This window comes from Vibrio tarriae (genome assembly GCF_002216685.1).
Taxonomy (GTDB): Bacteria; Pseudomonadota; Gammaproteobacteria; order Enterobacterales; family Vibrionaceae; genus Vibrio; species Vibrio tarriae.
This window is the reverse complement of the sequence record NZ_CP022353.1, coordinates 807,645-822,272: the sequence shown is the minus strand read 5'-3', so window position 1 is coordinate 822,272 and position 14,628 is coordinate 807,645. Positions and strand designations below refer to the sequence as shown.

13 protein-coding genes are annotated in these 14,628 nt (G+C 46.0%); all 13 read right to left on the bottom strand.

What is annotated here, in order from left to right; all coding sequences use genetic code 11:
* Positions 1-249: 249 nt before the first annotated feature.
* Positions 250-945, bottom strand: a complete 696-nt coding sequence (pyrF, locus tag CEQ48_RS09435) for an orotidine-5'-phosphate decarboxylase (RefSeq protein WP_089071060.1) — start codon at positions 943-945, stop codon at positions 250-252.
* A gap of 74 nt (positions 946-1,019) precedes the next feature.
* Complete coding sequence (gene lapB / locus CEQ48_RS09430) at positions 1,020-2,189, bottom strand: lipopolysaccharide assembly protein LapB (protein WP_089071059.1); 1,170 nt, start codon at positions 2,187-2,189, stop codon at positions 1,020-1,022.
* Positions 2,190-2,200: 11 nt separating this feature from the next.
* Positions 2,201-2,482, bottom strand: a complete 282-nt coding sequence (locus CEQ48_RS09425) for a LapA family protein (protein ID WP_000691492.1) — start codon at positions 2,480-2,482, stop codon at positions 2,201-2,203.
* 138 nt (positions 2,483-2,620) lie between these two features.
* On the bottom strand, positions 2,621-2,899 hold the full coding sequence (gene ihfB / locus CEQ48_RS09420; protein ID WP_000167341.1) for an integration host factor subunit beta: 279 nt from the start codon (positions 2,897-2,899) through the stop codon (positions 2,621-2,623).
* 288 nt (positions 2,900-3,187) lie between these two features.
* Positions 3,188-4,858 (bottom strand): 30S ribosomal protein S1, encoded by a 1,671-nt coding sequence (rpsA, locus tag CEQ48_RS09415; protein ID WP_089071058.1) that lies wholly within the window; start codon positions 4,856-4,858, stop codon positions 3,188-3,190.
* Between the two features lie 108 nt (positions 4,859-4,966).
* Complete coding sequence (cmk, locus tag CEQ48_RS09410) at positions 4,967-5,644, bottom strand: (d)CMP kinase (RefSeq protein WP_000094752.1); 678 nt, start codon at positions 5,642-5,644, stop codon at positions 4,967-4,969.
* Positions 5,645-5,826: 182 nt separating this feature from the next.
* Positions 5,827-6,138, bottom strand: a complete 312-nt coding sequence (locus CEQ48_RS09405) for a ComEA family DNA-binding protein (protein WP_001166106.1) — start codon at positions 6,136-6,138, stop codon at positions 5,827-5,829.
* A 134-nt stretch (positions 6,139-6,272) separates the two neighbouring features.
* Positions 6,273-8,132: a peptidylprolyl isomerase gene (gene ppiD, locus CEQ48_RS09400; RefSeq protein WP_089071057.1), complete on the bottom strand. Its 1,860-nt coding sequence runs from the start codon at positions 8,130-8,132 to the stop codon at positions 6,273-6,275.
* Positions 8,133-8,284: 152 nt separating this feature from the next.
* A complete protein-coding gene (locus CEQ48_RS09395) occupies positions 8,285-8,557 on the bottom strand; it encodes an HU family DNA-binding protein (RefSeq protein WP_001044516.1) in 273 nt (90 codons plus the stop codon).
* Between the two features lie 184 nt (positions 8,558-8,741).
* Complete coding sequence (lon, locus tag CEQ48_RS09390) at positions 8,742-11,102, bottom strand: endopeptidase La (RefSeq protein ID WP_089071056.1); 2,361 nt, start codon at positions 11,100-11,102, stop codon at positions 8,742-8,744.
* A 122-nt stretch (positions 11,103-11,224) separates the two neighbouring features.
* Positions 11,225-12,505: an ATP-dependent protease ATP-binding subunit ClpX gene (gene clpX / locus CEQ48_RS09385; protein WP_000130332.1), complete on the bottom strand. Its 1,281-nt coding sequence runs from the start codon at positions 12,503-12,505 to the stop codon at positions 11,225-11,227.
* 79 nt (positions 12,506-12,584) lie between these two features.
* Positions 12,585-13,211, bottom strand: a complete 627-nt coding sequence (clpP, locus tag CEQ48_RS09380; RefSeq protein ID WP_000121679.1) for an ATP-dependent Clp endopeptidase proteolytic subunit ClpP — start codon at positions 13,209-13,211, stop codon at positions 12,585-12,587.
* 105 nt (positions 13,212-13,316) lie between these two features.
* Entirely contained in the window at positions 13,317-14,618 is a 1,302-nt protein-coding gene (tig, locus tag CEQ48_RS09375; RefSeq protein WP_089071055.1) for a trigger factor, read from the bottom strand.
* Positions 14,619-14,628 lie beyond the last annotated feature (10 nt).

Sequence of the window (14,628 nt, the reverse complement as noted above, 5' to 3'; positions counted from 1 at the left end):
ACCGAATCAACATCTATAAAATGCATATTTAATCGAAACATAGACTATAAATTCAGCGATGGGATGACAAGATAAGCTAGGTAAACGTTTAACAAAGATTTATTCACTACTGTTATAATTATTTTCAGCATAAATAAAAGAGATGTCATTCATAGAAAATGCATAAGTATGATTCTGTGACCTTTTTTGCATTAAATAAAAATGCGACTGACATCAAAATATCAATCGCATTTCTTCATTGGTATGTCACTAAACTAATGACTGATTTATCTCTTCCAGAACCACTTCAGGATGTGCGACTTGAGTGATAGGGCGACCGATCACGAGATAATCGGAACCAGAGGCAATGGCTTGGGCTGGAGTCATAATGCGGCGTTGATCGCCTTGCTCTGAACCCGCTGGACGAATTCCTGGTGTCACCAGTTTGAATTCACGCCCTAAACGTTGCTTCAATAGTGATGCCTCTTGTGCGGAGCATACCACACCATCAAGACCAGCATTTTTAGTGAGCGTTGCTAATCGCAGCACATGATCTTGTGGCGCACTCAAGATGCCAATACCTTGTAAATCGGCAGATTCCATACTGGTCAATACAGTGACACCAATCAGCAGTGGGCGATCTTTACCATACGGCTCCAGAATCTCACGCGATGCTGCCATCATTCGTTCGCCACCACTCGCGTGCACATTCACCATCCACACCCCAAGCTCTGCGGCAGCTTTCACCGCTTTTGAACAGGTATTCGGAATATCGTGAAATTTCAGATCCAGAAACACAGAAAAACCTCGTTTATGCAGTTCACGGACAAAATCAGGACCAAATAGAGTAAACATCTCTTTACCCACTTTGAGTCGACATGTGCTTGGGTCAATTTTGTCCACAAACACGAGCGCATCCGCCAGATTGTCATAGTCCAGTGCAACAATCACTTTTGGGTCGTTCATCGTTTCTCCTAATCTGTATATCGAGTTAAAAAAAAGCAGCCATAAATAGCTGCGTCATACTGTTGATTTTTTAATTACTCACCATCTAAGCCTCTGATTGGCTTGATTGAACCCCAGTTTTTACATGATGGGCAATGCCAATAAAGTGAATGGGTCGAAAAGCCACATTTACGACAACGGTAATGGGGTTTTACTTTAAGCTGTTCACCCACTAAGCGTTGTAAAGTAGAGAGACTGGCTTTGGCTCTGCCCTCTTCCGCTTCGGCAATATGGTAATCAATCAACCGGTAAAAGCCTTTCATAGTAGGATTTTTAACCAACTGACGAGTTAAGATCTCTTGTGCAGCGGCAATACCTTCATGCTGTGCAACCAGCTGAGCGAGCATTAATTCGGCCGATACCCCCGCTTTATTGGCAATACAGCGACGTAAGAAGGTGATCAAATCTTGCTCTCGCCCCAAATGGTGGTAACACTCAGCCAACGTATTGAGCACTTCACCGATAAAATCGATATCTTGCTCAAGAATCATCTCTAGATGGTCAATAGTCTTCTGATAGTCTTCATTTTGTAGGTAGAGTTTACCGAGTGAAATAGTTGCACGTACACATTTCGGATCTTCTTGTAATGCTTTTTTAAACAGTTGAATGGCTTTGTTATCGTTACTGTCCGCCTTTTCAAGCATGGCCAGCTCGCAGTAGAAATGCGCAATGTTCACCTTCATACGTTTGCGCCCAAGCTTAACCAAAGCGGTGGCACACTCAATCGCTTTGTGCCACTCACGAGTCTGTTGATAAATTGCCGTGAGCTGCTGGAGAGCGGATTCACGATGCTCAGGCTCATCAATCAGTTGTTCAAATATTTTCTCAGCACGATCAAGAAAACCGGACACCATATAGTCCTTAGCTAACTGCTGCAGCGCCAAGTTTTTCTGGTCTATGGTCAACCCAGAGCGAGAGATAAGGTTTTGGTGAATACGAATAGCGCGATCCACTTCGCCACGAGACCGGAAAAGGTTACCGAGTGCTAGATGGGTATCAATGGTTTCATTATCGACTTGCAATAATTCGATAAAGTGATCAACCGCTTTATCCGATTGATCGGAGAGTAAGAGGTTCAAACCTGTCACGTATTGACGCGAAATTTGGTGCGATTGTTTCTGCTTGTCTTGCTGGGCGCTACGATGCCCCATGTACCAGCCGTAGGCGGCGGCGATAGGCAATAACAAGAACAGTATTTCTAACATCGAAAACAGCCTTATCCGCTATGTACTTTCGTTTCAGGTGCGGATTGCTGATTGGCCAATTTTAACTGTTTGGTAAGTTTGCGAATTCTCAGTTGCGACTTGAAATGCATACCACCGAAAAGAATCGCTGCACAAGCAAAGCCGACAATAAAAACCGTACCCAGTAAGGTCGATAAATGAAACTCACCTTGCGCTAGCAAGTAGTTAAATACCACAACCGATTGGTTTTGCGAGCCTAATGCTAATGCGATTAAGAAAAGAGCGAGTACGGCGACTATCTTTATAATTTTCATAAGTCATTACCTTTTCACAAATTGGCACACCGATTATGCAGGAAAACGGCGCGACAAACCACGGCTAATAGCCATGCTGATATAAAAAAGCGGCACGCTGGATTAGCATGCCGCTCGTGTGAACAAACTTTACTCAGATTACAAGTTAACGCGTTCGCGTAGTTCCTTGCCTGGTTTGAAATGTGGAACGTACTTACCTTCCAACTCAACCTTATCGCCAGTCTTAGGATTACGCCCAACACGCGGCTCACGATAGTGTAAGGAAAAGCTACCGAAACCACGAATCTCGATGCGCTCCCCCGCTTCTAACGTAGAGGCCATATGCTCAAGGATATTTTTTACCGCATCTTCGATCTCTTTCGCAGACAAGTGCGTTTGTTCGGCACAGAGTCTTTCTATCAGTTCGGACTTAGTCATAGTTTCCCTCTTCGAGTTGTTACTGCTCAATTATAGTCAGTAATATCAATTCCAACAAACACTTGATTTACATTGTAGAAAAAGAACTCGACGTTGGGCGAGATCTTACATTAGGTTTACTGTTTTATTTCTAAGAGTGAACGTTATGCGGCTTTTTGGCAACTGCTCATGTTTAATCTTAGGTGGCGATCATAAGATTACCACAAGCACTACCGCTAAAAACTGTGGTTTATGGATGACAACAAAAAAGGAGCCTTGCGGCTCCTTTTGTCTATTCGCGTTTGGCTATTATTCGCCTTTCGCTGCTTTGAAAGCGTCAGCCATAGCATTACCGAACGCAGCTTCATCTTGCTTGTTCAGAGTTGCCATTACTTCTTGCTCTTCAGCTTCATCTTTCGCTTTGATAGACAGGTTGATTACGCGGTTTTTACGGTCAACACCAGTAAATTTCGCTTCAACTTTGTCACCAACGTTCAGGATCAGCGTTGCATCTTCGATACGGTCACGTGATACTTCAGAAGCGCGGATGTAACCTTCAACGCCGTCTTCTAGCTCGATGGTTGCGCCTTTCGCGTCAACTGCAGTTACAGTACCGTTAACCAGAGCACCTTTCTTGTTGTCTGAAACATAAGCGTTGAATGGATCGTTTTCCATTTGCTTGATGCCCAGAGAAATACGCTCACGCTCAGCGTCTACTGCTAGAACGACTGCAGAGATTTCATCGCCTTTCTTGAATTCACGAACTGCTTCTTCTCCTGGTACGTTCCAAGAGATGTCAGACAGGTGAACCAGACCGTCGATACCGCCTTCTAGACCGATGAAGATACCAAAGTCAGTGATAGACTTGATCTTACCAGTTACTTTGTCGCCTTTAGCTTGCGCTTCAGCGAATGATTGCCATGGGTTAGCTTTACACTGTTTCAGGCCTAGAGAGATACGACGACGCTCTTCGTCGATATCCAGAACCATAACCTCAACTTCGTCGCCAACATTAACAACTTTAGATGGGTGGATGTTCTTGTTCGTCCAGTCCATTTCAGAAACGTGTACTAGACCTTCAACGCCTTCTTCGATTTCAACGAAGCAGCCGTAGTCAGTCAGGTTAGTTACACGGCCAGACAGTTTGTGACCTTCTGGGTAACGCTTAGCGATTGCTACCCATGGATCTTCGCCTAGCTGTTTCAGACCTAGAGATACGCGAGTACGATCACGATCGAACTTCAGTACTTTAACTAGGATCTCGTCACCAACGTTAACGATTTCTGATGGATGCTTAACGCGCTTCCAAGCCATGTCAGTGATGTGTAGCAGACCGTCAACGCCGCCCAGATCAACGAACGCACCGTAGTCAGTCAGGTTCTTAACGATACCTTTAACTTCAGTACCTTCTTGCAGAGTTTCAAGCAGTTCATCACGCTCTACGCTGCTTTCAGATTCGATAACTGCACGACGAGAAACAACAACGTTGTTACGCTTCTGGTCTAGCTTGATAACTTTGAACTCTAGCTCTTTGTTTTCTAGGTGAGCAGTGTCACGGATTGGACGTACGTCAACCAGAGAACCTGGCAGGAACGCACGGATACCGTTCAGTTCAACAGTGAAACCACCTTTAACTTTACCGTTAATGATACCGATAACAGTTGCAGCTTCTTCGTAAGCTTTTTCAAGTACGATCCAAGCTTCATGGCGCTTCGCTTTCTCACGAGAAAGTTGAGTTTCGCCGAAACCATCTTCAACCGCGTCCAGAGCTACGTCTACTTGAGAACCGACTTGAACTTCTAGTTCGCCAGCAGCGTTCTTGAATTGTTCAGCAGGGATAGCAGACTCAGACTTCAGGCCAGCATCAACCAGAACGTAGCCGTTCTCGATTGCTACTACAGTACCTTTAACGATAGTACCTTGTTGGAATTGGGTCTCGTTCAGAAACTCTTCAAAGAGTTGAGCAAAAGATTCAGTCATTTATTTAATCTTCAATAATTAAACGGCCACGGGTGTCCTACCACGTGGGGTTATTAAATTCGCCAGTCATCATCCTTGCGACCGACGTTCTTACCTAGCGTGAACCATTCACACTAGCTTAGATTCGATATATTGTAGCGCTTGTTCCACCACTTCATCGATAGTCAATGTGGTTGAATCAAGCACTAATGCGTCTTCAGCAGGACGTAATGGAGCAACAGCACGATTTCTGTCGCGGTCGTCTCTTTCCTGAATTTCGCTTAAAAGGGCGTCAAATTTAACATCAAGCCCCTTCAGTTGCAACTGCTTGAAGCGTCTACGGGCTCTTTCTTCCGCACTCGCATCAAGGAAAATTTTTGCTTCCGCCGCTGGAAAAACCACAGTGCCCATATCACGGCCATCTGCAACTAATCCAATACCACTAGCAAACGCGCGTTGACGGCGCAGCAGCGCTTCACGTACCCGAGGCAATGCCGCGACTTTTGACGCAGCCATCCCCGTTTCTTCTTTACGCAGCTCGCGGGACACATCTTCACCTTCGAGGATGACTTTCACTAAGTCGCCTTCCGCGATGAACTGCACATCAAGATGGGTAGCAAGAGGAACCAGAGCGTCTTCAGATTCAAGATCAACGCCATGATGAAGAGCCGCCAAGGCCAACACGCGATAAATCGCGCCAGAATCCAATAGCTGAAAACCGAGTTTTTTAGCCAACAACATGCACAATGTGCCTTTACCTGCACCGCTAGGTCCATCAACGGTAACCACTGGCGTATGAGAAGACATGTATTTCTCCACTTTTTTGTTTTTAGGCGATTGGAATCGTCACGCCCGCGTTTTCGGCGAAGAATTATAAGTGCAAAGGCTCTCTGGTGCTAGGTAAGAGTCCTGATTAACTATAAAAAGGCTACTGAGTTAAAAAATTAACTCGGCCGAAGCCGAGTTATTACGAGACACATGATTGCAGCTTATAACAAGATCCTTGCGGCATTGTTGCGCACTGTCGCTTCACCAATCCCTTTCACATTCGTCAGATCATCGATTTGAGTAAAAGGACCGTTGGCTTCCCGATAATCGACAATAGCCTGAGCTTTCTTAAGCCCGATGCCTTTGAGTAACGTCGCCAGTTCTTCTGCAGAAGCGGTATTAATGTTGACTGTGATCACAATACCTTCTTCTACCTGCGCAGCGGGTGCCGTTTCCTCGGCATTGGCCAGTAACGGTAATGTCGGCAGGCAGAGAGAAAGAAACAGTGTCACTATTTTCGTTTTGATTTGCATGATAGACCCTCATTTTGGTTGTTGAGGGCTTATGATAGCGAGGGGAAAAATGATGGAAATTTCGACAGTTTATAAATAGAACGGGCTACTGCTGTAGCCCGTTTCTTTAAACATATCAATTACACTAAGAATGCTTATTCTGTCGCAATGTGATACTCAATATCGGTGTTTTGACGCAACACACTGATCACACCCGCCAGATCTTGCTGAGAACCGATACGTTCTAGCTGTGTAGCGATCTGTTCGTGGTAAGCAGGTGTCAGTTTACTTTCCACTTTGCTCAACTCAATCACAACGATATTGCCATCAAAATCTTTCGCTTGGGCATAAACCTTCTCGCCCTCTTGTGGTTTCACCATGGCGTAAACCGTGTTGGCAAGAGGTGAACTGCGATCGATCATTTGTAATTCGCCAAAAGACACACCTTTTTGCGCTAGCAGATCCGTTTCACCCGCTTTCAACGCAGTCACAAGCTGGTTACCCAGTTCAAGTGCTTGTTGTTCACCTTTCATACGAGATAGCTGCTCAACCACTTGCGATTTGACTTCATCAAGTGGTAGCACAGTTTCTGGACGAAACTCTTCAACACGAACCACCACGACATGCTCAGGAGCCACTTCAATCACTTCAGAGTTGAGACCATCTTCTTTCACTTCTGGTGATTTCAACGCTTGCAGTACCGCAGGAGTGGTTAACACCTCAGGAGCTTGTTCGGCAGAGATAAAATCGGTGTGCACAACCGTTGCTGAGATAGCCTTGGCCGCTTCATCCAGAGAGTCTGAATGTTCAAATGCCATCTTTTCAAGTTCACTCTGCTTAGCATAGAAACTATCAAGGGCTTGCTGATCAATCAGTTCTTGTTTGATCGCCTGCTCAACTTCACTGTATGACTTCACCACAGGTGCTTTGATGTCGTCTAAGCGAATGATGTGATAACCGAAATCAGACTTTACAAGACCCGAAACTTGGCCCTTCTCAGTTAACGCAAATGCTGCCGCTTCGAAAGCTGGGTCCATAGTGTCAGGTTCAATCCAACCCAGTGAGCCGCCCTCTGCTGCACTGCCGAGATCTTGCGATTTTTCTTTCGCTAAAGTCGCAAAATCAGCACCAGCATTCAGTTCATCCAAAATCGCTTGCGCTTTTTGCTCATCATTACCTTCAATCAGGATATGGCTCACATTGCGCTGCTCTGCAGTAGAGTACTTATCCAAATGTTCTTGGTAGTACTGCTGCGCTGCCGCATCATCAACGCTCACTTGCGCTTTCAGTCCATCAGCAGAGAGCTCAACATAAGAGACTTTTACCTGCTCAGGGCGAGTAAAACGCTCGGTGTTAGTTTTGTAGTATTGATCGATCTCTTCATCGCTCAACGTCACTTTTTTTGCGAAGTCTTCTAGAGATAAGGTGATCGTACGAATATCACGTGTCTGAGAAATCAATTGGTCTTGCAAGTTTACTTCACCAGAAAGGCTGAATTCACTTCCCTGCAATGCACTCATCAATTGATTACGCACTAAATCTTTGCGTAAGTATTCAGCATACATCTCAGGAGTAAAGCCTGCGCGACGCAGAGTCGCTTGGTAAGCCGCAGAGTCAAATACGCCTTGAGATTGAAATTGTGGGATTTCTAAAATCAATTGGCGAACTTGCTCATCACTCACACGTAGCCCTAGTGACGCTGCATGTTGCTCTAAGAGCAAATCGTTCACCATACGATCTAATACTGACTTACGGAAAGAGGCGACATAGGCCGGATCCGCCAGCAAGTTTGAAAAATAATCGCCCAGTTGAGCTTGCATACGGTTACGTTCGTTTTGATAGGCTTGCTCAAAATCACCACGACTGATTTCCGCATTGCCGACTTTAGCGGCCGCGTTATTACCGCCGCTGATCAGGTAGTTACCTACACCAGCAAAAATGAAAGACAGGATGATTAATCCAAGGATAATTTTAACCGCGATGCTGTTCACGCCTTCGCGTAATCGATCCATCATAGTGCTACTACTCTCCGGGGTTGATATCAGGCACGTAAGCCCAAAATGAATGGCGCGATAATATCAGAAAAAGAAATGCGCATCAGTAGGATGCGCATAATTTCAAAAGGTTCGAATTTATTTTGCAGAAAAGTGCAAAATCTTCATTCAAATTAGTTGCAAGCGTCTTTCAGAGCTTTACCTGCTTTGAATGAAGGCACTTTCGCTTCAGCGATTTTGATCTCTTCGCCAGTTTTTGGGTTACGACCAGTACGCGCTGCGCGAGTACGTACGCTGAACGTACCAAAACCAACCAGTGCCACTTGGTCACCTGATTGTAGTGTGCCGCTGACTGCTTCGATGAATGCGTCAAGAGCGCGACCTGCAGAGGCTTTAGAGATATCTGCGTTCGCTGCAATTTGTTCTACTAGTTGTGTCTTATTCACTGTGATTCCCCTTTGGTCACCCTTTATTATTTTATCGGTGCCGATTTCGTTCCATTAAAGTTTAAAACTAGCCTAAAGCCTTGTTGCATCAGGGCTAGAAGCTATTGACAGTAACGTTAGCCTTCAAAAAAAAACGCTGACAAGCCTTTTTAGACCTATCAGCGTAAAGATTTACTTATTTTTGCTATGCATCACTCTTTTTGCTCTCAAAGCTAACCCCTGTCGGGTCTTGCTCCAAGGCAACTTTGAGCACCTCGTCAATCCACTGCACTGGAAGTACTTGCAGATCGGCGATCACGTTATCTGGGATCTCCTCCAGATCGCGCTCATTATCTTTCGGGATCAGCACCGTTTTGATGCCACCGCGATGTGCTGCCAGCAATTTCTCTTTCAAACCACCAATCGGTAATACTTCACCACGCAGAGTGATTTCACCGGTCATGGCGACTTCCGCTTTGACTGGGTTACCGGTCAAACTAGAAACCAGCGCTGTACACATGGCGATACCCGCACTTGGGCCATCTTTAGGTGTCGCACCTTCAGGGACATGGACATGGATATCTTTTTTCTCATAGAAATCAGGGTTGATGCCCAATTTTTCTGCACGAGAGCGCACCACCGTCATCGCCGCTTGAATCGACTCTTGCATCACATCACCCAATGAACCGGTTTGGGTAAGTTTACCTTTACCCGGCATCGATTGGGTTTCGATGGTCAGTAAATCACCGCCCACTTCCGTCCACGCGAGGCCATTCACTTGACCAATACGGTTGCTCTCTTCCGCTTTACCGTAGTCAAAGCGTTGTACACCTAAAAACTCTTTTAAGTTTTGTTGATTTACAACAACGGTTTTCACGCCTTTATCGAGCAGAATTTTCTTCACGGCTTTACGACAGATCTTTGAGATTTCTCGCTCCAGACCACGCACGCCCGCTTCACGAGTGTAATAGCGAATGATGCCGACAATCGCAGAATCTTCAATCACGATCTCACTTGGCTTGAGGCCGTTACGCTCAACTTGCTTACTGACCAGATGGTCTTTGGCAATATTGAGTTTTTCATCTTCGGTGTACCCCGATAAACGAATCACTTCCATACGGTCTAGTAATGGGCCTGGAATGTTCATCGAGTTTGAAGTCGCAACGAACATCACGTCCGACAGGTCATAATCCACTTCTAGGTAGTGATCGTTAAACGAGTTGTTTTGCTCAGGGTCAAGCACCTCTAGCAGTGCAGAAGCCGGATCACCACGCATATCCGATGACATCTTGTCGATTTCATCGAGTAAGAAGAGTGGGTTTTTCACCCCGACTTTCGCCATCTTTTGAATAAGCTTACCCGGCATAGAGCCAATGTAGGTGCGGCGGTGACCACGAATTTCCGCTTCATCACGCACGCCCCCCAGCGCCATACGCACATACTGACGCCCAGTCGCAGCGGCAATCGAGCGACCCAGTGAGGTTTTACCCACACCCGGAGGCCCCACTAAGCATAGGATTGGACCTTTAAGCTTATTGATACGACTTTGCACGGCGAGATATTCCAAAATACGCTCTTTGACCCGCTCTAAGCCGTAGTGGTCAGCATTGAGGATCTCTTCTGCTTTAGAGAGATCTTTTTTCACCTTGCTGCGCTTAGTCCACGGAACATTGACCATCCAATCGATGTAGCTACGCACTACCGTTGCTTCTGCTGACATCGGCGACATCATTTTCAGCTTATGCAGCTCTTGCTCTGCTTTGTCGCGTGCCTCTTTTGGCATCTTCGACTCTTCGATTTTCTTTTTCAGCGTTTCAAATTCGTCAGGCGCGTCATCCATCTCGCCTAATTCTTTCTGAATCGCTTTCATTTGTTCATTCAGATAGTACTCGCGCTGTGACTTTTCCATCTGCTTTTTAACGCGGGTGCGGATGCGCTTCTCAACCTGCAGCAGATCGATTTCAGACTCCATCTGCCCCATTAAGAACTCTAAACGTTCACTGACATCCAGCAGTTCAAGCACTTTCTGTTTATCGACCAATTTCAGCGGCATGTGCGCGGCAATCGTGTCTGCTAAACGTGCGGCTTCATCAATCCCGTTCAGTGAAGTGAGTACCTCAGGCGGGATTTTTTTGTTGAGTTTGATAAAGCCTTCAAACTGGTTAATCGCACTGCGAACCACAACTTCTTGTTCACGTTCATCCAGCTCTGGGGTAACCAAGTACTCGGCATCGGCAAAGAAATACTCTTCTTCATAGAATTGAGTGATTTTGGCGCGCTGCTGGCCTTCGACCAGCACTTTTACTGTGCCATCGGGAAGTTTCAGCAGTTGTAAGATAGTCGCTACCGTACCGACTTCAAATAAGTCGGCAACTTTCGGCTCATCGGTTTCCGCTTTCTTTTGCGCGACTAACAAGACTTGCTTGTTGTTATCCATCGCCGCTTCAAGGCACTGGATCGATTTTTCTCGGCCAACAAACAAAGGAATGACCATGTGTGGATAGACAACCACATCGCGCAGGGGTAGTACGGGGATCTCGATACGCTCGGAACGCTCCAAGTTCATATTTTTCTCTCTTCCGCTTTGCATTTGTTACGCAGTATATGGGGGCTAACTAACTGGATTCAATGACAGAATAAAAAAAAGGAGGTATTGAATACCTCCTCGTTATTTTTTGTTGCTTGAGATTACTCCGCACCAGCGGCTTGGCTCTCATTAGCGCTGTAAATCAGTAGCGGTGCGGACTCTCCGTTGATCACAGATTCGTCAATCACCACCTTGCTGACCTCTTCCATCGAAGGCAGTTCGTACATGGTTTCTAGTAGAACCGCTTCAAGGATTGAACGTAGACCACGTGCACCGGTTTTGCGTTTCATCGCTTTGGCGGCAATCGCTTTCAGCGCATCTTCACGAAACTCCAGATCAACGTTTTCCAGTTCAAACAACGCCGCATACTGTTTGGTCAGTGCATTCTTTGGTTCACACAGAATTTGAATCAATGCCGCTTCATCCAGTTCAGTCAGCGTTGCCGTCACAGGCAGACGACCAATGAACTCTGGGATCAAACCGTATTTCACCAAATCTTCAGGTTCAACCTGAGTAAACAGCTCACTTAAGGTTTTGCTGTTGTCTTTAGAACGCACATCTGCACCAAAACCGATACCAGTACCCGTCGCAACACGCTGTTCAATCACTTTATCTAGGCCTGCAAACGCGCCTCCACAGATAAACAGGATTTTCGAGGTGTCCACTTGCAAGAATTCTTGCTGTGGATGCTTACGGCCACCTTGTGGTGGAACTGAAGCAACGGTACCTTCAATCAGTTTTAACAGCGCTTGCTGAACCCCTTCACCCGACACGTCACGTGTGATGGATGGGTTTTCAGACTTACGAGAAATTTTATCAATCTCATCGATATAGACGATACCACGCTCCGCTTTTGCAACATCGTAATCGCACTTTTGCAGCAGCTTTTGAATGATATTTTCTACATCTTCGCCCACATAACCCGCTTCGGTTAATGTGGTCGCATCCGCCATGGTAAATGGCACATCCAGCAAACGCGCCAGCGTTTCAGCCAGTAGTGTTTTACCGCTACCCGTTGGGCCAATCAGCAAAATGTTACTTTTGCCCAGCTCAACGCCTTCGCTAGTCGTATCACCATTACGTAAACGCTTGTAGTGGTTATATACCGCAACGGCTAGCACTTTTTTGGCGTGTTCTTGACCAATCACATAATCGTCGAGATGTTCACGAATCTTTCTTGGCGTCGGCAACGCCGCTGATTCCTTTTTTGGCAGAACATCTTTGATCTCTTCGCGGATGATGTCGTTGCATAAATCAACGCACTCATCACAAATATACACGGACGGACCTGCGATCAGTTTGCGAACTTCGTGCTGGCTTTTGCCACAGAAAGAGCAGTACAGCAGTTTACTACTACCGCCCTCTTTGCTTTTATCTGTCATTCGCTAACCTCTTAGCCTTTACTCACTTTGGTTTGAGTGTATAACAATTCAATCAAAATTGCGTTATACAATTACGAGCTTACTCGCCACGGTGTTTCAGCACCGCATCCACCAAACCGTATTCCACTGCTTGATCTGCCGACATGAAGTTATCACGATCGGTATCACGCTCAATCACTTCAAGTGGCTGGCCTGTGTGCTCTGCCAACAAACGGTTCAGTTTGTTTTTAATGGTCAGAATTTCTTGAGCATGAATTTGAATATCAGAGGCTTGGCCTTGGAATCCACCCAGTGGTTGGTGAATCATCACTCGAGAATTCGGCAGTACATAACGCTTGCCCGGTGCACCACCAGCAAGCAAGAAAGCGCCCATTGAACAGGCTTGCCCCATACATACTGTGCTCACATTGGGTTTAATGAATTGCATGGTGTCGTAAATTGACATCCCTGCAGTGACACTGCCACCGGGTGAGTTGATGTAGAGGAAAATATCTTTATCAGGGTTTTCAGATTCTAAGAAAAGCAGTTGAGCCACGACAAGGTTTGCCATGTGATCTTCTACTTGCCCGGTTAAGAAAATCACTCGCTCTTTCAGTAAGCGAGAATAGATGTCGTATGAACGCTCACCACGAGAGGTTTGTTCAACCACCATAGGTACGAGTGCGTCAAAAATGGGCGACATTGCATTTTTTTCTTGGTAGCTCATAGTCTTATATCCCTAAAATAAATGGCCCGGATGATGGGTATCACACGGACCATTGTTAGCAGATGATTGATTGTTTCGTCAACCTTCTACGCTACAGTTTGCTTATTAAGCAGCAACTGGGTTCATCAGCTCGCTGAAGCTGATCGCCTTTTCAGTTACTTGTGCTTTCGCAATGATCGCGTCTACCGCTTGCTCTTCTAGAGCAACGTTACGCATGTTGTTCATCAACTGTTGGTTTTGCTCGTAGTAAGCAACAACTTCAGTTGGATCTTCATACGCGGTAGCCATTTCAGTGATCAGTGCTTTCACTTTTTCTTCGTCAGCTTTCAGCTCGTGAGTACGAATTACTTCACCCAGCAGCAGACCAACAACTACGCGACGCTTAGCTTGCTCTTCGAACAGTTCACGAGGCAGTTGAGCCGCAGCTTCAACATTGCCACCAAAGCGTTGTGCTGCTTGTTGACGCAGAACACCGATTTCTTGATCGATCAGTGCAGAAGGAACGTCGATTTCGTTCGCTTTTACTAGACCTTCGATCGCTTGCTCTTTGATGCGCGCTTTGATCGCTTGCTTCAGTTCGCGTTCCATGTTCTTACGTACTTCTGCTTTCAGAGCGTCAACGCCGCCTTCCGCAACGCCGAAACGTGCAACGAATTCATCGTTCAGTTCTGGCAGTTCACGTGCTTCCACTTTGTTCACTTTGATCGCGAACTGAGCCGCTTTACCTTTCAGGTTTTCTGCGTGGTAATCTTCTGGGAAGTTCACATCGATAACGAACTCCATTCCTTTAGTTTTGCCAACGATACCGTCTTCAAAACCTGGAATCATGCGGCCTGCGCCCATTTCCAGAGGGAAGTTTTCAGCTTTACCGCCTTCAAACTCTTCACCGTCAATAGAACCAACGAAATCGATAGAAACGCGCTTGCCGTTTTCTGCTGCTTCGTCAACTTCTTTCCAAGTTGCTTGTTGCTTACGCAGAGTTTCCAGCATTTCTGCTACGTCAGCGTCAGTCACTTCTGCTGATGGTTTTTCTACTGCGATGCTTTCTAGGCCTTTCAGTTCAACTTCTGGGTAAACTTCGAATGTTGCTGTGAAAACCAGATCTTTGCCTTCGCCAATTTCAACTGGAGCAAACGTTGGTGCGCCAGCTGGATTGATTTTCTCTTTTACGATCGCTTCGATGAAGTGGCGTTGCATCACTTCACCCAGCACGTCTTGACGTACTGCTTTGCCGTACATTTTCGCAACCATCTTCATTGGCACTTTGCCTTTACGGAAACCATCGAAACGACGGTTTTTCGCGATGTTGCGTAATTCAGCTGCTACAGCGTCTTCGATGTTTGCAGCTGGAACAGTAATATTCAGACGGCGCTGTAGGCCTTCTAGCGTTTCAACAGTAACTTGCATTATTTCTAAA

What these genes read in the sequence shown, in the direction of transcription:
- CEQ48_RS09405 (WP_001166106.1), bottom strand. Translation starts at nt 6,138, where the DNA reads ATGCAAATCAAAACGAAAATAGTGACACTGTTTCTTTCTCTCTGCCTG.
- cmk (WP_000094752.1), bottom strand. Translation starts at nt 5,644, where the DNA reads ATGTCTTCTCATACGCCAGTGGTTACCGTTGATGGACCTAGCGGTGCA.
- clpP (WP_000121679.1), bottom strand. Translation starts at nt 13,211, where the DNA reads ATGAGCTACCAAGAAAAAAATGCAATGTCGCCCATTTTTGACGCACTC.
- pyrF (WP_089071060.1), bottom strand. Translation starts at nt 945, where the DNA reads ATGAACGACCCAAAAGTGATTGTTGCACTGGACTATGACAATCTGGCG.
- tig (WP_089071055.1), bottom strand. Translation starts at nt 14,618, where the DNA reads ATGCAAGTTACTGTTGAAACGCTAGAAGGCCTACAGCGCCGTCTGAAT.
- CEQ48_RS09425 (WP_000691492.1), bottom strand. Translation starts at nt 2,482, where the DNA reads ATGAAAATTATAAAGATAGTCGCCGTACTCGCTCTTTTCTTAATCGCA.
- ihfB (WP_000167341.1), bottom strand. Translation starts at nt 2,899, where the DNA reads ATGACTAAGTCCGAACTGATAGAAAGACTCTGTGCCGAACAAACGCAC.
- lon (WP_089071056.1), bottom strand. Translation starts at nt 11,102, where the DNA reads ATGAACTTGGAGCGTTCCGAGCGTATCGAGATCCCCGTACTACCCCTG.
- ppiD (WP_089071057.1), bottom strand. Translation starts at nt 8,132, where the DNA reads ATGATGGATCGATTACGCGAAGGCGTGAACAGCATCGCGGTTAAAATT.
- clpX (WP_000130332.1), bottom strand. Translation starts at nt 12,505, where the DNA reads ATGACAGATAAAAGCAAAGAGGGCGGTAGTAGTAAACTGCTGTACTGC.
- lapB (WP_089071059.1), bottom strand. Translation starts at nt 2,189, where the DNA reads ATGTTAGAAATACTGTTCTTGTTATTGCCTATCGCCGCCGCCTACGGC.
- rpsA (WP_089071058.1), bottom strand. Translation starts at nt 4,858, where the DNA reads ATGACTGAATCTTTTGCTCAACTCTTTGAAGAGTTTCTGAACGAGACC.